The sequence below is a fragment of the Corynebacterium sp. MSK074 genome, from assembly GCF_030229735.1.
In the GTDB taxonomy this organism is placed as follows: Bacteria; Actinomycetota; Actinomycetes; order Mycobacteriales; family Mycobacteriaceae; genus Corynebacterium.
The window spans coordinates 57,010-73,084 of sequence record NZ_JASPIX010000005.1; the positions used below are offsets into that span (position 1 = coordinate 57,010).

The window sequence follows — 16,075 nt, forward strand, 5'->3', positions numbered from 1 at the left end:
GGGCCTAGCCTCCTTTTGAGCTGGAGACGAGACTTGAACTCGCAACCTACGCATTACAAGTGCGTTGCGCTACCAATTGCGCCACTCCAGCACCGCGGGAGAAATCCCGCTCGTTGCATAGTACCCGAGCACCGCCGCCGAGGGGAAAGCCGGTCCCCCATCTATGCATTGTCAGGGTGCAGGGGCTAAAGTTCAGGCAGAATCTTTCCCACATTCCCAGCGCTTTTTCGAGGGTTATTTCCGTGTCATTTTTGTCCGCTATGCGGGAGCGCTTGCGCGCTTCCTCGGGCCAGGTAGCCATCATCGACGCGGCTAAAGCCGCACCGCCGCCATCACCACTCGCCCCGGTCGATCTGACCGACGCTGCTCAAGTCACCGGCGTTATGGAGATCGCCGCTCGCATTGGTGAAATCCTCATCGGAGCCGGCACCGCCAACTCGGATGCGCGCGCCCAGGTGCACCTAGCAGCATCGTCGTATGGCTTGCACTACTGCCACGTGGACATCTTGATGAATACCATCACCATCCACACCACCATCGGCACCGGTGAGCGGCGCCAGAACCTGCACGTCTTCCGCGTGGTGCCGAGCATTGGCGTGGATTTTTCCAAGCTCGCGGCCGTCGATAAGCTCATTCGCTCCATCCATTCCGGCCAGATGCCGCCGGCCATGGCGGAGCAACGCCTCGACGAGATTGACCGCATGCCCGCGCCCTATAGACCGTCCACGGTCATGCTCGGCTGGGGCGCGATGGGTGGCCTGATTTCCATGATGCTTGGCGGTGACCTGCTCGTCGGCGTAGTGGCTTTTGTGGTCTCCGCGTTCATCATGGGCTTGAACGCCTGGTTGGCCAATTACCGCCTGCCGCCCTTTTATCAGAATGTGGTCGGCGGCTTTTTCGCCGTCTTCCCGGCCGCCATTTTGTACAATGTCGCGGCCTCCTTCGGCATTAATTTCTCGCCCGCGCAGATCATTGCCTCCGGCATCATCGTGCTGGTGGCGGGGCTGACGTTGGTGCAATCGCTTGTCGACGGCATCACGCGCGCCCCCGTCACCTCCTCCGCCAGATTCTTCGAGGCCCTGCTGTCCACCGGCGCCATCATCGCTGGCGTGGGCGTGGGCATCCAGCTGGCCGATTCGCTGGGCTTTAACCTGCCGCCGCTGGCCACGCTGGCCCCGCCGGTTTACCACGAAATTCCGCTGCTAGTACTACTTGGCGGTACCGGTTCTGCCGCCTTTGCGCTGGCCTGCGGCGCGGCCTGGATTGAGGTCACCATGTCTGGTCTTACGGCCGCGGCCGGCATGATTTTCTATTACTTCGTGGTGGTGCCCTTCGGCGTCGGCCCGGTGATTGCCTCTGGTCTTTCCGCAGTGGTCGTCGGCCTGGCCGGCGGTTTGATGTCGCGCCGCTGGGGAATCCCGCCGCTTATCACCATGATCGTGGGCTATACGCCGATGCTGCCCGGCCTCATGCTCTACCGCGGCATGTACGCCTCGCTCAATGAGCAGATGATTACCGGCTTTACCAATATGGCAACGGCGCTGGCTATTTCCGGCGCGCTGGCCGCCGGCGTGGTGCTGGGCGAGCGCGTGGCCCGCCGCCTGCGTCGCCCGCAGTATTTCCGCCCTTACTCCGCCTTTAAGCGCATCGGCCGCTTCTCCTTCCATAAGGCCACGCACTTGGCCCGCAAGGCCCCGCGCATCCCGCGCGTGCCGATGTCCCCGTTTGCCCCGCGCGTCAATCGCCCGGAGCTACCACCGAAGCTCGGGCCGAAACCACCGCAGCAGCACCCGCGCCACGAGGCCCAAAGCCATGCGCCACACGCCCGCTCGGCCGCGGACCTGTGGCCGGAGGATTCCCAGTGGCCGGCGCAGCCGCAGCAGCGCGAGAAGACCACCTATACCGTGCCCGGAACCGAAACGTTTCAATCCCAGAAACCGGAGCAGCCAGGCACCGAATCCGGACCCGAGAGGCCCTAAACACCGCCGGTAGCGTACAATATTTGCTCTGATAGCTTTTCTTGCAAGCGCTTAAGTAGTTTCCACAACGTTCAGGAGGACACGTCGTGCCACCCAAGGTCCAAGACACCCACCCACAGGCTGACCAGAATCACGCCCTTGAGGAGGAGACCTCCCGCGCAGCCCGCCGCATCGTGGCCACCTATGCGCAGGACTTTCTCGACGGCGTGACCCTGATGTCCATGCTGGGCGTGGAGCCAAAGGGCCTGGTGCACAAGAAGGTGCTGGCGGAGCAGGCCGATGCCGCTCCAAAGAAGTCGACCAAGAAATCCAGCAAGAAGTCCACGAAGAAGTCGACTAAGAAGTCCACCAAGAAATCGACGAAGAAGTCGACCAAGAAGGCTACAAAGAAGGCCACCAAAAAGGCGACGAAGAAGGCCTCCAAGAAGGCAACGAAGAAGTCCACGAAGAAGTCTTAAGTTATTCTTGCACCATGAGTGAGCATGGCAATGACTTCGTGGTGGTGGCCAACCGCCTGCCGGTAGATCTGGAAACCCAGCCTGATGGCAGCCATGCCTGGACACCCTCGCCGGGCGGTCTGGTCACCGCTTTGTCTCCAGTCCTCGAATCGCACCAAGGATGCTGGGTGGGCTGGCCCGGTGTGGCCGATGCCGCACCAGAGCCCTTCCGCACCGATACCGGCGTGCTGCTGCACCCAGTCAAGCTCACCGAGTCCGATTTCGAGGGCTTTTACGAAGGTTTTTCTAATGCCACCCTGTGGCCGCTCTACCACGATCTCATCGTCACCCCTACCTATGACCGCGATTGGTGGCACGCCTATCGCGAGGTCAACCTGCGTTTTGCAGACGAGGTAGACGAGGTCGCCGCCGAGGGCGCCACCGTATGGGTACAGGACTACCAGCTGCAGCTTTTGCCTGGCATCCTGCGCCAGAAGCGCCCGGATCTCACCATCGGATTCTTCCTGCACATCCCTTTCCCTTCTGCCGATCTCTTCCGCCAGCTGCCCTGGCGCGAGGAGCTCGTGCGCGGGCTACTTGGCGCGGATCTCATCGGCTTCCACTTGGAGGCCAATGCCCGCAACTTCTTGGAGCTTGCCCGCCGCCAGGGCCTCGACGTACAAGGCGAGGCCAGCACCCGCGAGGTCACCGCACATATTCGCCTGCCACAGGGGCGCACCATTGGCGTGGGCGCCTTCCCCATTTCCATCGCCGCGAAGGACTTTGCCGCATTCACTGGGGAGGAGAAGGGGGACGTCGCCAAGCTGCGCGAAGAGCTGGGCTCACCCCAGCGCATTATTTTGGGCGTGGACCGGCTCGATTACACCAAAGGCATCCTGCAACGGCTGACCGCCTTCGAGGAGCTGCTGGACACCGGCGTACTCGATCCGGAAGAGGTAACGCTGGTGCAGCTAGCCACGCCGTCGCGCGAGCGTCTTGACCATTACAAGGCCACCCGCTCCAAGGTAGAAGAAGCCGTCGGCCGCATTAACGGCCGCTTTGCCCGTGTGGGCCACCCGGTGGTGCACTACCAGCACCGGGGCGTGGCCAAGAGCCTCCTGCGCTGCTACTACCGCATGGCCGATGTCATGCTGGTGACCCCCTTCAAGGACGGCATGAACCTGGTGGCCAAGGAATACGTGGCCTGCCACGACGATGGCTCGGGCGCGCTGGTGCTTTCCGAGTTCGCCGGCGCGGCCGATGAGCTCAGCCAGGCCTACCTGTGCAATCCTTTCGATATCGAGTCTGTCAAGGCCGCCTTGCTCAATGCGCTCAAGGCGCTTGACGACGCCCCCTCGGCAATGACCCAGCGCATGCTCACCATGCACCAGCAGGTCACCGAGCATGACGTGCAGCTATGGTCCCAGTCCTTCCTGGGCTGCCTGCGCCAGGTCGAAGAACAGGAGGCGGACGCATAATGTCTCGCTTTACCCGCCTGGCCGCAGCGCCCATTGCCGCGACCTGTGCCGCCGCATTACTGGCCGGCTGTGGTTCCGGCGACGAGGAGCCCCAAGCCCCCGGCGATGAGCAGATCCTGGATAAGCAGTGGCAGGTAGTCTCCATCAACACCACCCCGGACGCCGCCTCCACCATCCCGGAATCCATCCCGCAAGCGCCCACGTTGAGCTTTGGCCAGTCCACAATGGTGGGCACCACCGGGTGCGCCCAAATGGTGGGCAAGGTGACCTATTCCGCCGATGATGAGCGCCAAAACATCCGCGAAGGCAACCGTCTCCACTTTGATGAGGTGGATTATGACGAGACCGCCGAGGATTGCCACGGCGCATCCGTGTGGGCCGATAACCTGCTGCGCAACCTGATTTCCGCGGACCACGATTTCCACTACACCGTCAATTCCAATAACCAACTGGTCTTGGAAATGGTCACCGATGAGGTGGACTCGCCCTCTATCAAGTTGGTTTCCCTCGGCGGTTAGTTGCGTAGGCTATAAGCTATGACGCTTTCAACTGCCATCAAAGCCCTTGCCGCCGCCGAGCACCTCGCGGTGGTGTCGGATTTCGACGGCACGCTCTCCCCCTTCGCCACGGCTATCTATGAGGTCGAGATGAACCAGGAATCACTGCGTGCCCTGGATAAACTGGCCCACCTGCCGCACACCACCGCGGCCGTGCTCTCCGGCCGCCACCTGGAAGGCCTGCAGCGCGTGTGCCCGCTGCGAGAGCCCGTCCTCTTCGGCGGCTCCCACGGCGCCGAATCCTCGTGGGAGGACACGGAACTGACCCCCGCGATGCGCGAGCACCTCGCCACCAAGGAAGCCGAGATCCGCGCGATCATGGAGCGCTTCCCCGGCGCGGACATCGAGGTCAAGCCCTTCCAGCGCGTGTTGCACCTGCGCGCGCTCGAGGATTCCGATCCAGAAGCTGCCGCCCAAGCCTACGAAGCCGCCCTCGCACTCGATCCGGGCGACTTTCCGCGCACGGCCGGCAAGTCCGTGGTGGAGTTCTCCGCCACCCAGGCCACGAAGGGCACGTGGATTGAAAACCTGCGCGAGCGCACCGGAGCCACCGCCGTGGTCTTCTTGGGCGATGACGTCACCGATGAGGACGGTTTCCGCGCCCTGCACCAGCCGCCAGACGTTGGCGTCAAGGTCGGCGAGGGTGAGACCGCGGCCGTAGTGCAGCTTGCCGACGTCGACGCCGTCGCCCACTTCCTCACCGAACTCGCCGCCGCCCGCGCGGACCATGTCGGCCGCCCCGACAACGGCGGCGCTGCCTAACACGCCCCTGCCTAGCGCGGCGGCGCCACCGTCCGCCCGGCCGCGAAGCTGGTCTGCAGCACGCGCCGTAGCACCGCAGGTTCGCCCGCGCCCGAATCCTCTGTGCCCGCGATGAGTTTGGCAAGCATGTGGCCGGCGGCCGCGCCCTTGGCCTTATTGGGTTGGACGATCGTCGTCAAGCCAAGGCGCTGCGCCGCATCAATGCCGTCGAAGCCGGTAACGGATAACTCACCGGGGACGTCGATGCCCCGCTCGCGCGCATAGGTCATCACGCCCAGCGCCATGGAGTCGGTGGTGCACAGGACGGCGGTGAGGTCAGGGTGGGCGTCGAGAAGCAACTGCGCAGCCGCTCGCGTGGTGTGCGCATCGTTGATGTGTTGAGTAACCACGGGCACGGTCTCGGGCGCGATGCCCGCCTGCGCAAAGACGTCCATGGCACCCATGACCCGGGCGCGCTGCACGTGCATATCGGCGCCCTGCAGCTCACCCCACGAAATGGGGCCATCGTGGCGCTCGCGTTTGAGACGAATCGCCAGCACTCCAATCTTGCGGTGGCCGGCCTCCACCAGCGCGCGGGCGGCCGGGGCAATCGCCGCGCGATCATCGATGCCCACGAACGGCAGGCCCGAATCCGTCGGCTGATCGCAGACCACCACCGGCAGCCCGCGGCCGCGCGCCGCCTCGAGGTAGGCATCCCCGGCCGCCACGGAGTAGACCACAAAGCCATCCACCGCGGCCGCGCCCACCAAGCTGGCGGCCTCCGCCTCGCCCTCCGGGCCGGCCGGGATGAGGGTGAGCGTAGTCTGCGCGCCGGCCGAGGCTTCTGCCATGCCGGCCAGAAAATCCACCGAGGCCATGTCCTCGAAGGCATAGGACAGGTGCTCGGTCAGCAGCACGCCCACCGAGCCCGCGCGGCGAGTGCGCAGGCTGCGGGCCGTAGGGTCCGGCCCGGGATACCCCCGCGCCTTCGCCGCCGCCAGGATGCGCTCGCGCGTTGCGGCCGAAAGCTGGTCCGGCCGACTATAAGCATTGGATACCGTCGTGCGCGAAACACCCAGTTCGGCGGCCAGCGAGGCTAGCGTCTTGCGGGTGGGGCTGCGTTTCACCATGGCCGCAAGCATACCCCGCGGCCGTGTTTTCAATACATATTCAATTGACAATGGTTCCCATCAAACGCACACTGGAAGCTATGCATACCTCACTTCGCGCATCCGCAGCCCTCCTCGCGGCCGGTGGCCTCCTGCTGACCGCCACCGCCTGCTCCTCCGACACCGAGGACTCGGCCGCCGAGCCGGGCGCCCAGAAGCAGATTTCCATCGTCGCGTCCACCTCCATCTGGGCCGACGTCGCCCAAGCCGTGGCCGATACCGCCTCCGGCGTGGACATCGAGGTCAAGCCCATCGTCGAGGGCAACGGCGTTGACCCGCACCACTTCGAGCCTTCCGCGGCCGATATCGCCAAGGCCGAGGACGCGGACCTGCTCGTGGTCAACGGCGGCGGCTACGATTCCTGGATTTACCAGGCCGTCTCCGACCAGGACAACATCATCTCCGCCCTGCCGCTCACCGATCACGGCAAGCTGGCCGATGACCCCAATGTCATGACCATCGACGCCGCTAAGGCCACCGCCAAGAAGGACCCGAAGAAGGTCACCAATATCGAGGGCAACGAGCACATCTGGTACGACCCGGCCGCGCTTGACGAGGTCGCAGGAAATATCGCTGACCAGATCAACGAGCTCAATACCGATGCCAACGCCAGCACCGAACGCGTGGATTCCCACGTTGACCGCTTGCGCGACAAGCTCAAGGAACTGCCGGGCGACCTCTCCTACGCACAGACCGAGCCGATTGCGGACTACATCATGAAGTACACCTCCGGCAAGGATGTCACCCCAGAGGGCTACCGCAAGGCCACTATTTCTGAGGGCGAGCCCACCGCGGCCGACCTCGCCGCCTTCACCAAGGCGATTAAAGAGGACAAGGTAGACCTGCTCATCTTCAACCCACAGACCGAAACCGATACCGCCGGCCGCATCAAGTCCGCCGCGGAGGATGCGGACGTCTCTATCGTCGAAATCGGCGAGACCCCACCGGATGGCAAAGAATTCTGGACCTACTATGACGAGGTCACCGATTCCCTGGGGAAGCTCTAGTGCTCATCCAGTTTCATGACGCAGCGGTTGCCCCGCTGTGGTCCAGCCTTAACCTCGCCGTTGACCGCGGCGAGTTTATCGCCGTTTTGGGCCCCAATGGCGTGGGCAAATCCACCCTGCTCGGCACCATCTTGGGAACCCGCAAGCTCACGGCCGGCAGCGTCGACGTTAACTGCCGCGTCGGCTTTATCCCGCAGCAACGCATGTTCCCGGCCGATCTGCCCCTGCGCGCCCGCGACTTAGTCTCGCTCTCCCTGGCACACGGCGCTTTCCGACGCCGCCGCCCACCCCGCCATCGCGTCGACGAGCTGCTCGCCGAGGTCGGTGCCACCGGCCTGCGCGACCGCCGCGTCGGCCAGCTTTCCGGCGGCCAGCAGCAGCTCATCCGCCAAGCCCAAGCGCTGGCCAACGACCCCGAGCTCATCCTCGCCGACGAGCCACTGCTCTCACTCGACCCGGCGCGCCAGCAGGCCACCGTGGACAAGCTGGATGCGCTGCGCCGCGAGCGCGGCACCTCCATCATGTTTGTCACCCACGGAATCAACCCGGTGCTCAGCGTAACCGATAAGGTGCTCTACCTCGCCCCCGGCGGCCATACCTTCGGCACCGTGGATGAGGTCATGCGCTCCGATGTCCTTTCCGAGCTCTACGGTTCCAAGGTCAACGTCTTAAACGTCGATGGGAGGCTTATCGTTGTCTAGCTTTGTAGAAGACACCCAGTACCTGCTCAGCGTGGACTTTGTGCAGTCCTCGCTCATCGCCTCCGCGCTGCTGGGCATCCTGTCCGGCGTGATGACCTCGCTCATCGTGCTGCGCCAGATGTCCTTTTCCGTCCACGCCACCTCCGAGCTCGCGCTCATGGGCGCCTCGGCCGCGCTGCTCTTCGGCCTCAACCTCGGCTTCGGCGCGGTGGCCGGCGCCATCGTGGCCGCCATCATCCTCGCCGTACTGGGCTTTAAGGGCCAGCAAGACAGCGCCATCGGCGTGGTCATGAGCTTTGGCTTGGGCCTCTCGGTGCTGTTTTTGCACCTCTACCCCGGCAACGCGAATACCGCGATGACGCTGCTGACCGGCCAGATCGTCGGCGTCTCTTCGGCCTCGGTATGGCTTTTGGCCGCGACCACCGTGATCATCCTCGCCGCCGTGGCCATCCTATGGCGGCCCATGCTCTTCGCCTCGGCCGACCCGGTCATGGCCCAGGCGGCCGGCGTACCCACCCGCTTCATTTCCGTCGCCTTCGCCGTACTCGTAGGCTTGGCGGCCGCGCAGTCGGTGCAAATCGTCGGCTCGCTGCTCGTCATGGCGCTGCTCATCACCCCCGGCGCGGCGGCCGTGCAGATTACCTCCTCGCCTCTGCGCGCGGTCATGTGGGCCACCATTTTCGCCGAGGTCTCGGCCGTGGGCGGCTTTGTCTTGTCGCTCGCGCCCGGCCTTCCGGTCTCGGTTTTTGTTACCACCATTTCTTTTGTCATTTACTTGGTGTGCCGCCTCATTGGCTGGCAGCGCAATAAAAAGGCGGTGCGTGACGAGGTCGCCGCGCAGCGCTTCCACGCCGACTGCCACAGCACCGCCGAAGAGCACCACGCCGACTAGACTGGGCGGCTATGCACGTACACCGCCGCACCGCGGATGTGGATGGCCGCACCCGCCGTTTCCTCGTCATCGCGCCGGATAACCCCGGCCCGCGCCCGGACCTCTTGCTCTTCTTCCACGGCTCGCTGCAGTCCGGCAGCGTGATGCGCCGCTTTACCAACGGCACCTTCGACGAGCTTGCCGACGCCACCAATACCGTCCTCGTCTACCCCGACGGCGTCGACCGCCATTTCAACGATTGCCGCAGCATCCTGCCCGTCACCGCCCGCGCGGAGAACGTGGACGACGTCGCCTTCGCCGCCTTCCTTGTCGAAGAGATGCGGCGCGAATTCGGCACCGACCGCACCTTTGCCTGCGGCTATTCCAATGGCGGGCAGATGGTGCTCCGCCTGCTTTTCGACGCCCCCTTTAGCCTCACCCGCGCCTGCATCTTCGCCTCCACCCTGGGCGAGGGCGACAACCACGCGCCCAGTAATCCGGACGGCTACCGGCCCACGCCACTGCTATTTTTCCACGGCACCGCCGATCCATACGCACCGTATGAGGGCGGGGTCGCCGGGCTGGATGCCGAGCGCACCCGCGGCCGTGTGCTTTCCGCCCCGGCCACCGCCGAGCACTTCGCGCTGGCCAATGGCTGCCAGCCACCCCGCGACTACCACCCCACCGCGGATGTCACCGCCACCGCATACGACGGCGATTTCCCCGTCGAGCTGTGGACCATGGAGGGCCTCGGCCACGTGATTCCCTCTAGCATGAAAACCGACCCACGCATAGGCCCAAATACGGATTCCTTCCGCGCTGTGGATAAGGCCCGCGAGTTCTTCGGCCTCGACGACGCCCAGGCCTAGTTATCCACACCCGCACCCAACGCACCTCGCGCCGGCGTGCACCCGCACTTAACGTGTGGAGCCGTGAACGCGCTACAAACATTCTTGACAGGCTTGGCCGCCGGCATGGACATTATCGCCGACTGCCACGGCCTTACTAAGCGCGCGCTTATCGACGCCGGCTGTCCCGACACCACCGCCGCCCGCCTTCTCACCCTCGCCGATACCTACTTCGGCCCCACCGCCTTTCGCCGGCTCCAGCGCGAATCCATCGCAGCGGCCCGCACCAACGAGCACAGCCTCACCGCGCTGTTGGCCATCGAGCGCCACGCCACCAAGCTGAAGAATAAGCGCCAGGCTTGGGCGCTGCGGCGGGAGCTATGTGGGATGAAGGGGGACGTGTCGGACGTCGATAAGCAGGGGCGCAAACGCGTGCGCGAGATTAAAGGCCCGCCGCAGCGCAAGCCTGGAGTCAAGCTCTACCGCCGCGCCGAAGGGCCGTGGACCATGACGATTACCGGCAAGTCTGCGGACATCGCGGATATGCACGCCGCGCTTGATAAGGACGCCCCGCTCGATTCGGTGCGCAAGATTTTCCAAGGCACCGCCGCGACTTCCCCCACGTCCGTGACCACCAATGTGGTGCTGCGCCTGGACGAACTCGACCGCGTCGTCGACACCGCGGGCGATGACATCACCCTGCAACTGACCAATGGCGCCCGGATGACCGGCGCGGATCTAGTGCGCCGCGCCTTTACCGCGCACGGCTATGTCACCCTTATCCACCCCGTTAAAGGCCCGGTTAACCTGTACCGCACCGAGCGGCTCGCCTCCCCCAAGCAGCGGACCATGGCCGCTGCGGAAAACCCCACCTGCCCGTGGCCCCAGTGCAATTACCCCGCCGATGAATGCCAAGTCCACCACCTCACCGCGTGGCGCCACGGCGGCGAAACTAACCCCGAAAATCTCACCATCGCCTGCCCGTATCACAACGGCGTCAACGACGATGACCCCAACGCCCCGCCGCTGCGCGGCCGCCTGGCCAGGGTGAATGGAACCATTAAGTGGCTGCCACCCTGGGCGGAAAGCGGCTAGAAACCTCGTTGGAGGTTACTGGGCCGCGCGGCGCTGGCGTGCGAATTCGGAGAGCACGGAACCGGCCGCGACGGAAGCGTTGAGGGACTCGACCCAGTCCGTCATCGGGATGGACATGATGACGTCGCAGTTTTCGCGCACCAAGCGGGAAATACCCTTGCCCTCGGAGCCGATGACGATGACCACGGGATCCGTCGCCCCGTTATAGGTATCCAGCGTGTGCTCGCCGCCGGCGTCCAGGCCGACGACCTGGTAACCGCTCTTTTGGAATTGCTGCACGGTGCGGGTGATATTCGTCGCGCGGGCAACCGGCAGGCGCGCCGCCGTGCCGGCCGAGGTACGCCACGCCACGGCGGTTACGGACGCAGAACGGCGCTCAGGGATGATGACGCCGTCGCCGCCGAAGGCCGCCACGGAGCGGATGACCGCGCCGAGGTTGCGCGGGTCGGTGATGTTATCCAAGATGACGAACATGCCTGGGCGTGCGTTCTCGGCCGCACGGGCGATGAGCTCGTCGACGTCGGCGTACTTATATGGCGGGATCTGCAGCCCGATGCCTTGGTGCATGCCGTTACCGGTCATGCGGTCCATCTCGTGGCGTTGCACCTCGATGATGGGGATATTGCGGGTATTGCACATGGCCACGGCCTCGGACAGTCGCTTGTCGTTGCGGGTACCGGCCACGATGTAGAGCGTGGTGGCCGGCACCTTGGCGTGCAGGCACTCGATGACCGGGTTGCGGCCCACGACCATCTCGGCGGTCTCCTTCTGGTGGCGGCCAGAGTTGCGGCGCTCGCGTTCCAGCTTGGCCTTGTGCTTGGCGTGGTAGATGCGGTCCTCTGCCTTGGGCGTCGGGCCCTTGCCGGCTAGGCCCTTGCGGCGCTGGCCGCCGGAGCCTTTGGTTGCGCCCTTCTTATTGGTCTTGCGGATTCCCGCGCCACCTCGGCCGTGGGTACGTGCCATAATTTATGTCCTTTCGGAGTGCTTAACGCTGCGCCAGCGACCAGGTCGGGCCGTCTGGGGTATCGGTGATGGTGATGCCGGCGGCCGCAAGGCGGTCACGGACGGCGTCGGCAGTAGCGAAGTCCTTGTCCGCACGCGCCTGGGTGCGCCGCTCCAGCTCAGCTTGTACCAGCGCATCCAGCGCGGCATCCGCCCCGCTAGCTTGCGCTCCATCTTCCCACTCCAGTGGGTCAAAACCAAGTACGTGCGCCATCGCACGGACCTGGCTGGCCAGCGTGCGCGCCTCGGCCTCATCGCCGGCCGCGAGCGCCTTATTGCCAGCGCGGACGGTGGTGTGGATTTCCGCCAAAGCCTTGGGCACCGCGATGTCATCATTCATCGCGTCTTCAAAGCCCTGCGTCCACTCGCCAAGCTCCAGATCGTCGAAGTGGCCGAGGAAGTCCTCGATGCGGCGGTAGCCGGCGGCGGCCTCGGTCAGCGCGGCTTCAGAATACTCCAGCACGGAGCGGTAGTGTGCCGAGCCCAGGTAGTAGCGCAGCTCCACCGGGCGCACCAGCTCCAGCATATTCGGAATGGACAGCACGTTACCCAGGGACTTCGACATCTTCTCGCCCGACATCGTCACCCAGTGGTTGTGCATCCAGTAGTTGGCGAACTTATCGCCGGCCGCGTGGGACTGCGCGATTTCGTTCTCGTGGTGCGGGAACTGCAGGTCTAGACCGCCGCAGTGGATATCGAAATTAGAGCCCAGGTAATAGGTGGACATGGCCGAGCACTCCAGGTGCCAGCCAGGGCGGCCGTCGCCCCACGGGGTTGGCCAGCTGGGCTCGCCCGGCTTCGCGGCCTTCCACAGCGCAAAGTCCTGGGCGCCACGCTTGGCGGAATCCTCGCCTTCGCCCTGCTCCATTTCCTCTACCTTGTTGCCGGACAGCGAACCGTAATCGGAGCCTTCGGCCTTGGTCCAGGCGGCGACGTCGAAGTAGACTGAGCCGTCGGCGGGGTAGGCAAAGCCGGCGTCGATAAGCCGCTGCATATAGTCGACCATCTGGGTGACAAAGCCGGTCGCGCGCGGCTCTACCGAAGGCGGGATGACGCCCAAGGTGTTATAGGCCTTAGTGAACTCGCGCTCATAGGTGGACACCCACTCCCACCAGGGGCGATTATTCTCGGCCGCCTTGGTGAGGATCTTGTCATCAATATCGGTGACGTTGCGCACCAGGGCTACGTCATAGCCCTGGGCGAGCAGCCAGCGGCGCAGGATGTCGAAGGCGACGCCGGAGCGCAAGTGCCCAATGTGCGGCTGCGCCTGCGGAGTGGCGCCGCACAGATAAATCGAGGCGTGGCCGGGGCGAATCGGCTCGAAATCGCGTTGGCTGCGGGTGGCTGTGTCATAAATGCGCAAAGTACTCACGCCACCCAGTCTAATTGACGCGTGCACTGGAGTTGCTGACTAGCCCTAGCTGGGATCAGCAACCACAAAACCTAGGCGTCGCAGAGTCGCAGCCGCTACGTAGGGGTTATCAGCAATTGCGGCAGCAAGCTGTATCTCCAGCCACTCCTGACGACTTGCGCGTAGCGCTCCCTCCCAACCAGGACGAGCATGAAATCCGCACTCTTTAAAAAGGAATGAAAAATATTCCTCTACCGAGACTCTAAACCGGCTGCCGCCGACAGGAAAATGGATGTCTTCGATCCGACCTTTCTTTCGGGAATTTTTCATACCAAAGAAATTCTTCATCAGTGCGGGACTCAATAGCCCTGCGACGCCAGAATGATGAATGTGAGCTGTAGGCGCACCCATATTGTCGCGCTCGTATTCAAACCTCACTCCAGGCGCGGTGCCTACACGAAGTTCGAATTTGCTGGACTTGATACTCAAATCCCGTCCGTTTCGTGACGGTGTCGTGTGAAATCGGACGACAGATTCAAACAGGTCACTAAATTCCACCGGGCGTGAAAGCTCCATGGCCCCAGCGCCATAGACTAATGGGACGTGCAGCTCTAATATTCCGGTGTTGTTATCAGCATTGAGATCCAACTCAACGTCAATGTCAGATTCACTGTTGAGGGGAAATGCGTGCAGGTGCAATTTGTAGACGTGGTCAAAGAATTTCTCAGTTTCCCGTTGAACCTGACTCGTCATGGGAAGCTGCCCTCTCTAGTTATCAAGAAGCAGTTCGACGCGACGCAGTTCGTCATAGAGACCGCGCTCTTCTGGGGAAAGACGACCAGCGGCAGCTAGATCGCTAAGTTCCTCTGTGGTCAACGGGCCACCGGCGGCATCACAAAAAACATGTAATAGTTCTTCGCGCCGCCTCCGCAAAGACCGCGAATCAGTAACACGCATTTTCAAAGTCATGCCATCCTCCTGCCACGACCTTACTTCAGCTGAGGCTAGGCGCGCCAGACGACGGCCGTGGCAACCGCCGCGCGGCCCTCCTTACGGCCGGTAAACCCCATATGATCCGTCGTCGTGGCAGAGACGGACACGGGGGCACCAAGGATTTCGCTCAGTACCGCTTCGGCCTCTTCGCGGCGCGGGCCCATCTTGGGGGTCTGGCCGATGAGCTGGGCCGCGGCGTTGCCGATGATAAAGCCTTCGGATTCGAGCAGTTCGCGGCATTCGCGCAGCAGTTTCGCTCCAGATACGCCGTCGTACTCGGGCCTGCCGACGCCCACGAAGGAGCCGAGGTCGCCGAGGTGGGAGGCGGATAAGAGGGCGTCGACAAGCGCGTGCGCTACCACGTCCCCGTCGGAGTGGCCCTCGCAGCCATCCACGTTCTCGAAGAGCAGGCCGGCGATCCAGCAGTCCTTGCCGGCCTCGATCTGGTGGGCGTCGGTGGCGATGCCAACGCGCGGGATAATCGGGTTAGTCATGGGTCTCCTCGGTCAGGGCGTGGGCCAGGGTGAGATCGATGGGCGTGGTGATTTTGAACGCCAGGGTATCGCCTGGCACGGTTGCCACGCGCTCGCCGTGCCATTCCATGAGGCTGGCGTCATCCGTGGCGGTAAACTCCGGCCGCTGGGCCCAATAATCCAGGTTGGCTTGGCGCAGCGCAGAAAGGCGAAATGCCTGCGGGGTTTGCACGGCGCGCAGGCGGGAGCGGTCGGGCGTGCTCACCACGGCGTCGGCCGCGACTTCCTTGATGGTATCGGCCACGGGAACAACCGGCACGGCCGCGGGGGCGCCTTCGAGCACACGCTTGGCGACGCCCCGCACCATCGCCGGCGGAGTCAGCGCCCGGGCCGCATCGTGGATGAGCACCACGGCGTCGTCGTCGGGAATTGCTTGCAGGCCGGCCCACACGGAATCGGCACGCTCGCTGCCGCCATGCACGAGGCGGATGGGCGCGGCGTTGGTGGTGTCTTGAGCGCCTGCGGGGTCGATGCGGCCGATAATGCGGGCGGCCTCAGGCTCCATGTCTGGGCTGACCAGCACAATAACCTCATCGACCACGCCGGAGGCCAGCAGCGCGCGCACGGAGCGCTCCAGGAGGGTGCGTCCGCGCAGCTCGACATACGCCTTCGGCACCTCAGCCCCGAGGCGGGTGCCCTGGCCGGCGGCCGCGATGAGCGCGATGACGCGCGGTTTAGTCTTCGTCGTCGAAGGAGAGGTCATCGAGATCGATGTCGTTGTCGATATCGGTGGTGATGGACTTATCGTCTACCAATCCGGCCGCGCGGTGGCGCTCGATGGTGGCATCGATCTCTTCCATCATGGTGTCGGCCTTCTTCTCATCAACCGGCTTGGCCAGCGCGAGCTCGCCCACCAGGATGGTGCGGGCCTTGCCCAGCATGCGCTTCTCGCCGGCCGAAAGGCCACGGTCCTGGTCGCGACGCCACAGGTCGCGAACGACCTCGGCGACCTTATTGATATCGCCGGAGGCCAAGCGCTCCTGGTTAGCCTTATAACGGCGGGACCAGTTGCCGGCCTCTTCAACGTCCTCGTCACGCAGCACGGAAAAGACCTTTTCCAGGCCTTCCTTGCCCACAACGTCGCGCACGCCGACGTTATCGGCATTCTTGATGGGCACGCGGACAACTAGGTCGGACTGGTTGATGTGCAGCACCAGGTATTCCAGCGTCTCGCCGCCCATCTCGCGGGTCTCGATATCCTCGATGACGGCCGCACCGTGGTGCGGGTAGACGACGACCTCGCCGACCTTATACTCCATTGCCACTCCTTGTGTTCCCGATTTATCCCGGTTGACTAAGGCCGTCATTTTATC

General features: G+C 63.9%; 18 protein-coding genes and 1 tRNA gene. 10 read left to right on the forward strand and 9 right to left on the reverse strand.

Translation table 11 applies throughout. From position 1 onward, the window contains the following. Window positions 1-18: 18 nt before the first annotated feature. Window positions 19-91, reverse strand: a tRNA-Thr gene (locus QP965_RS06375). A 151-nt stretch (window positions 92-242) separates the two neighbouring features. Between QP965_RS06375 and thrE the strand changes: the two genes are divergently transcribed. From thrE to otsB, 5 genes are all read left to right on the forward strand, one after another. Further along, window positions 243-1,979: a threonine/serine exporter ThrE gene (gene thrE, locus QP965_RS06380; protein ID WP_284844423.1), complete on the forward strand. Its 1,737-nt coding sequence runs from the start codon at window positions 243-245 to the stop codon at window positions 1,977-1,979. Window positions 1,980-2,065: 86 nt separating this feature from the next. Next, complete coding sequence (locus tag QP965_RS06385) at window positions 2,066-2,437, forward strand: hypothetical protein (protein WP_005325749.1); 372 nt, start codon at window positions 2,066-2,068, stop codon at window positions 2,435-2,437. 14 nt (window positions 2,438-2,451) lie between these two features. Beyond that, window positions 2,452-3,894, forward strand: coding sequence for an alpha,alpha-trehalose-phosphate synthase (UDP-forming) (locus QP965_RS06390; RefSeq protein ID WP_284844424.1), 1,443 nt, complete (start codon window positions 2,452-2,454; stop codon window positions 3,892-3,894). After that, a complete protein-coding gene (locus QP965_RS06395; RefSeq protein WP_284844425.1) occupies window positions 3,894-4,412 on the forward strand; it encodes an META domain-containing protein in 519 nt (172 codons plus the stop codon). Before QP965_RS06390 ends, QP965_RS06395 begins: the two co-directional genes overlap by 1 nt. A gap of 18 nt (window positions 4,413-4,430) precedes the next feature. Beyond that, window positions 4,431-5,213, forward strand: a complete 783-nt coding sequence (gene otsB, locus QP965_RS06400; protein ID WP_284844426.1) for a trehalose-phosphatase — start codon at window positions 4,431-4,433, stop codon at window positions 5,211-5,213. A gap of 11 nt (window positions 5,214-5,224) precedes the next feature. On the opposite strand, the gene QP965_RS06405 is transcribed toward otsB, so the two are convergent. Then, a complete protein-coding gene (locus QP965_RS06405) occupies window positions 5,225-6,322 on the reverse strand; it encodes a LacI family DNA-binding transcriptional regulator (protein WP_284844427.1) in 1,098 nt (365 codons plus the stop codon). 50 nt (window positions 6,323-6,372) lie between these two features. On the opposite strand from QP965_RS06405, the gene QP965_RS06410 reads away from it, so the two are divergent. The 5 genes from QP965_RS06410 (at window position 6,373) to QP965_RS06430 (ending at window position 10,883) form a co-directional block, all read left to right on the forward strand. Continuing rightward, entirely contained in the window at window positions 6,373-7,368 is a 996-nt protein-coding gene (locus QP965_RS06410) for a metal ABC transporter solute-binding protein, Zn/Mn family (protein WP_502869249.1), read from the forward strand. Then, window positions 7,368-8,069, forward strand: coding sequence for a metal ABC transporter ATP-binding protein (locus QP965_RS06415; protein ID WP_284844429.1), 702 nt, complete (start codon window positions 7,368-7,370; stop codon window positions 8,067-8,069). Before QP965_RS06410 ends, QP965_RS06415 begins: the two co-directional genes overlap by 1 nt. Further along, complete coding sequence (locus QP965_RS06420) at window positions 8,047-8,961, forward strand: metal ABC transporter permease (RefSeq protein ID WP_284844430.1); 915 nt, start codon at window positions 8,047-8,049, stop codon at window positions 8,959-8,961. The genes QP965_RS06415 and QP965_RS06420 overlap by 23 nt, the downstream gene beginning before the upstream one ends. 11 nt (window positions 8,962-8,972) lie before the next feature. After that, window positions 8,973-9,809: a CE1 family esterase gene (locus QP965_RS06425; RefSeq protein WP_284844431.1), complete on the forward strand. Its 837-nt coding sequence runs from the start codon at window positions 8,973-8,975 to the stop codon at window positions 9,807-9,809. Window positions 9,810-9,872: 63 nt separating this feature from the next. Continuing rightward, entirely contained in the window at window positions 9,873-10,883 is a 1,011-nt protein-coding gene (locus QP965_RS06430; RefSeq protein ID WP_284844432.1) for an HNH endonuclease signature motif containing protein, read from the forward strand. Between the two features lie 15 nt (window positions 10,884-10,898). Here the strand turns inward: QP965_RS06430 and rlmB are convergent, their stop codons facing one another. The 7 genes from rlmB to QP965_RS06465 are packed head-to-tail and all read right to left on the reverse strand — an operon-like array spanning window position 10,899 to window position 16,021. Then, window positions 10,899-11,846 carry a 23S rRNA (guanosine(2251)-2'-O)-methyltransferase RlmB gene (rlmB, locus tag QP965_RS06435; protein WP_049377351.1) on the reverse strand — a complete coding sequence of 316 codons (948 nt, stop codon included), beginning with the start codon at window positions 11,844-11,846 and terminating at the stop codon, window positions 10,899-10,901. Between the two features lie 22 nt (window positions 11,847-11,868). Continuing rightward, window positions 11,869-13,257, reverse strand: coding sequence for a cysteine--tRNA ligase (gene cysS, locus QP965_RS06440; RefSeq protein WP_284766998.1), 1,389 nt, complete (start codon window positions 13,255-13,257; stop codon window positions 11,869-11,871). 45 nt (window positions 13,258-13,302) lie between these two features. Next, a complete protein-coding gene (locus QP965_RS06445; protein ID WP_284844433.1) occupies window positions 13,303-13,989 on the reverse strand; it encodes a hypothetical protein in 687 nt (228 codons plus the stop codon). A 15-nt stretch (window positions 13,990-14,004) separates the two neighbouring features. Then, entirely contained in the window at window positions 14,005-14,205 is a 201-nt protein-coding gene (locus QP965_RS06450; RefSeq protein ID WP_284844434.1) for a hypothetical protein, read from the reverse strand. Window positions 14,206-14,240: 35 nt separating this feature from the next. Next, window positions 14,241-14,723: a 2-C-methyl-D-erythritol 2,4-cyclodiphosphate synthase gene (gene ispF, locus QP965_RS06455; protein ID WP_284844435.1), complete on the reverse strand. Its 483-nt coding sequence runs from the start codon at window positions 14,721-14,723 to the stop codon at window positions 14,241-14,243. Then, window positions 14,716-15,465, reverse strand: a complete 750-nt coding sequence (ispD, locus tag QP965_RS06460) for a 2-C-methyl-D-erythritol 4-phosphate cytidylyltransferase (RefSeq protein WP_284844436.1) — start codon at window positions 15,463-15,465, stop codon at window positions 14,716-14,718. Before ispD ends, ispF begins: the two co-directional genes overlap by 8 nt. Further along, window positions 15,437-16,021 (reverse strand): CarD family transcriptional regulator, encoded by a 585-nt coding sequence (locus QP965_RS06465; protein ID WP_005325718.1) that lies wholly within the window; start codon window positions 16,019-16,021, stop codon window positions 15,437-15,439. Before QP965_RS06465 ends, ispD begins: the two co-directional genes overlap by 29 nt. Window positions 16,022-16,075: the final 54 nt, after the last annotated feature.

Excerpts from the sequence above, each read along its gene's own strand:
- rlmB (WP_049377351.1), bottom strand. The coding sequence starts at position 11,846 with ATGGCACGTACCCACGGCCGAGGTGGCGCGGGAATCCGCAAGACCAAT.
- QP965_RS06395 (WP_284844425.1), top strand. The coding sequence starts at position 3,894 with ATGTCTCGCTTTACCCGCCTGGCCGCAGCGCCCATTGCCGCGACCTGT.
- otsB (WP_284844426.1), top strand. The coding sequence starts at position 4,431 with ATGACGCTTTCAACTGCCATCAAAGCCCTTGCCGCCGCCGAGCACCTC.
- QP965_RS06445 (WP_284844433.1), bottom strand. The coding sequence starts at position 13,989 with ATGACGAGTCAGGTTCAACGGGAAACTGAGAAATTCTTTGACCACGTC.
- QP965_RS06425 (WP_284844431.1), top strand. The coding sequence starts at position 8,973 with ATGCACGTACACCGCCGCACCGCGGATGTGGATGGCCGCACCCGCCGT.
- QP965_RS06465 (WP_005325718.1), bottom strand. The coding sequence starts at position 16,021 with ATGGAGTATAAGGTCGGCGAGGTCGTCGTCTACCCGCACCACGGTGCG.
- ispD (WP_284844436.1), bottom strand. The coding sequence starts at position 15,465 with ATGACCTCTCCTTCGACGACGAAGACTAAACCGCGCGTCATCGCGCTC.
- QP965_RS06405 (WP_284844427.1), bottom strand. The coding sequence starts at position 6,322 with ATGGTGAAACGCAGCCCCACCCGCAAGACGCTAGCCTCGCTGGCCGCC.
- QP965_RS06420 (WP_284844430.1), top strand. The coding sequence starts at position 8,047 with ATGGGAGGCTTATCGTTGTCTAGCTTTGTAGAAGACACCCAGTACCTG.
- QP965_RS06390 (WP_284844424.1), top strand. The coding sequence starts at position 2,452 with ATGAGTGAGCATGGCAATGACTTCGTGGTGGTGGCCAACCGCCTGCCG.
- QP965_RS06410 (WP_502869249.1), top strand. The coding sequence starts at position 6,373 with ATGGTTCCCATCAAACGCACACTGGAAGCTATGCATACCTCACTTCGC.
- QP965_RS06450 (WP_284844434.1), bottom strand. The coding sequence starts at position 14,205 with ATGACTTTGAAAATGCGTGTTACTGATTCGCGGTCTTTGCGGAGGCGG.
- ispF (WP_284844435.1), bottom strand. The coding sequence starts at position 14,723 with ATGACTAACCCGATTATCCCGCGCGTTGGCATCGCCACCGACGCCCAC.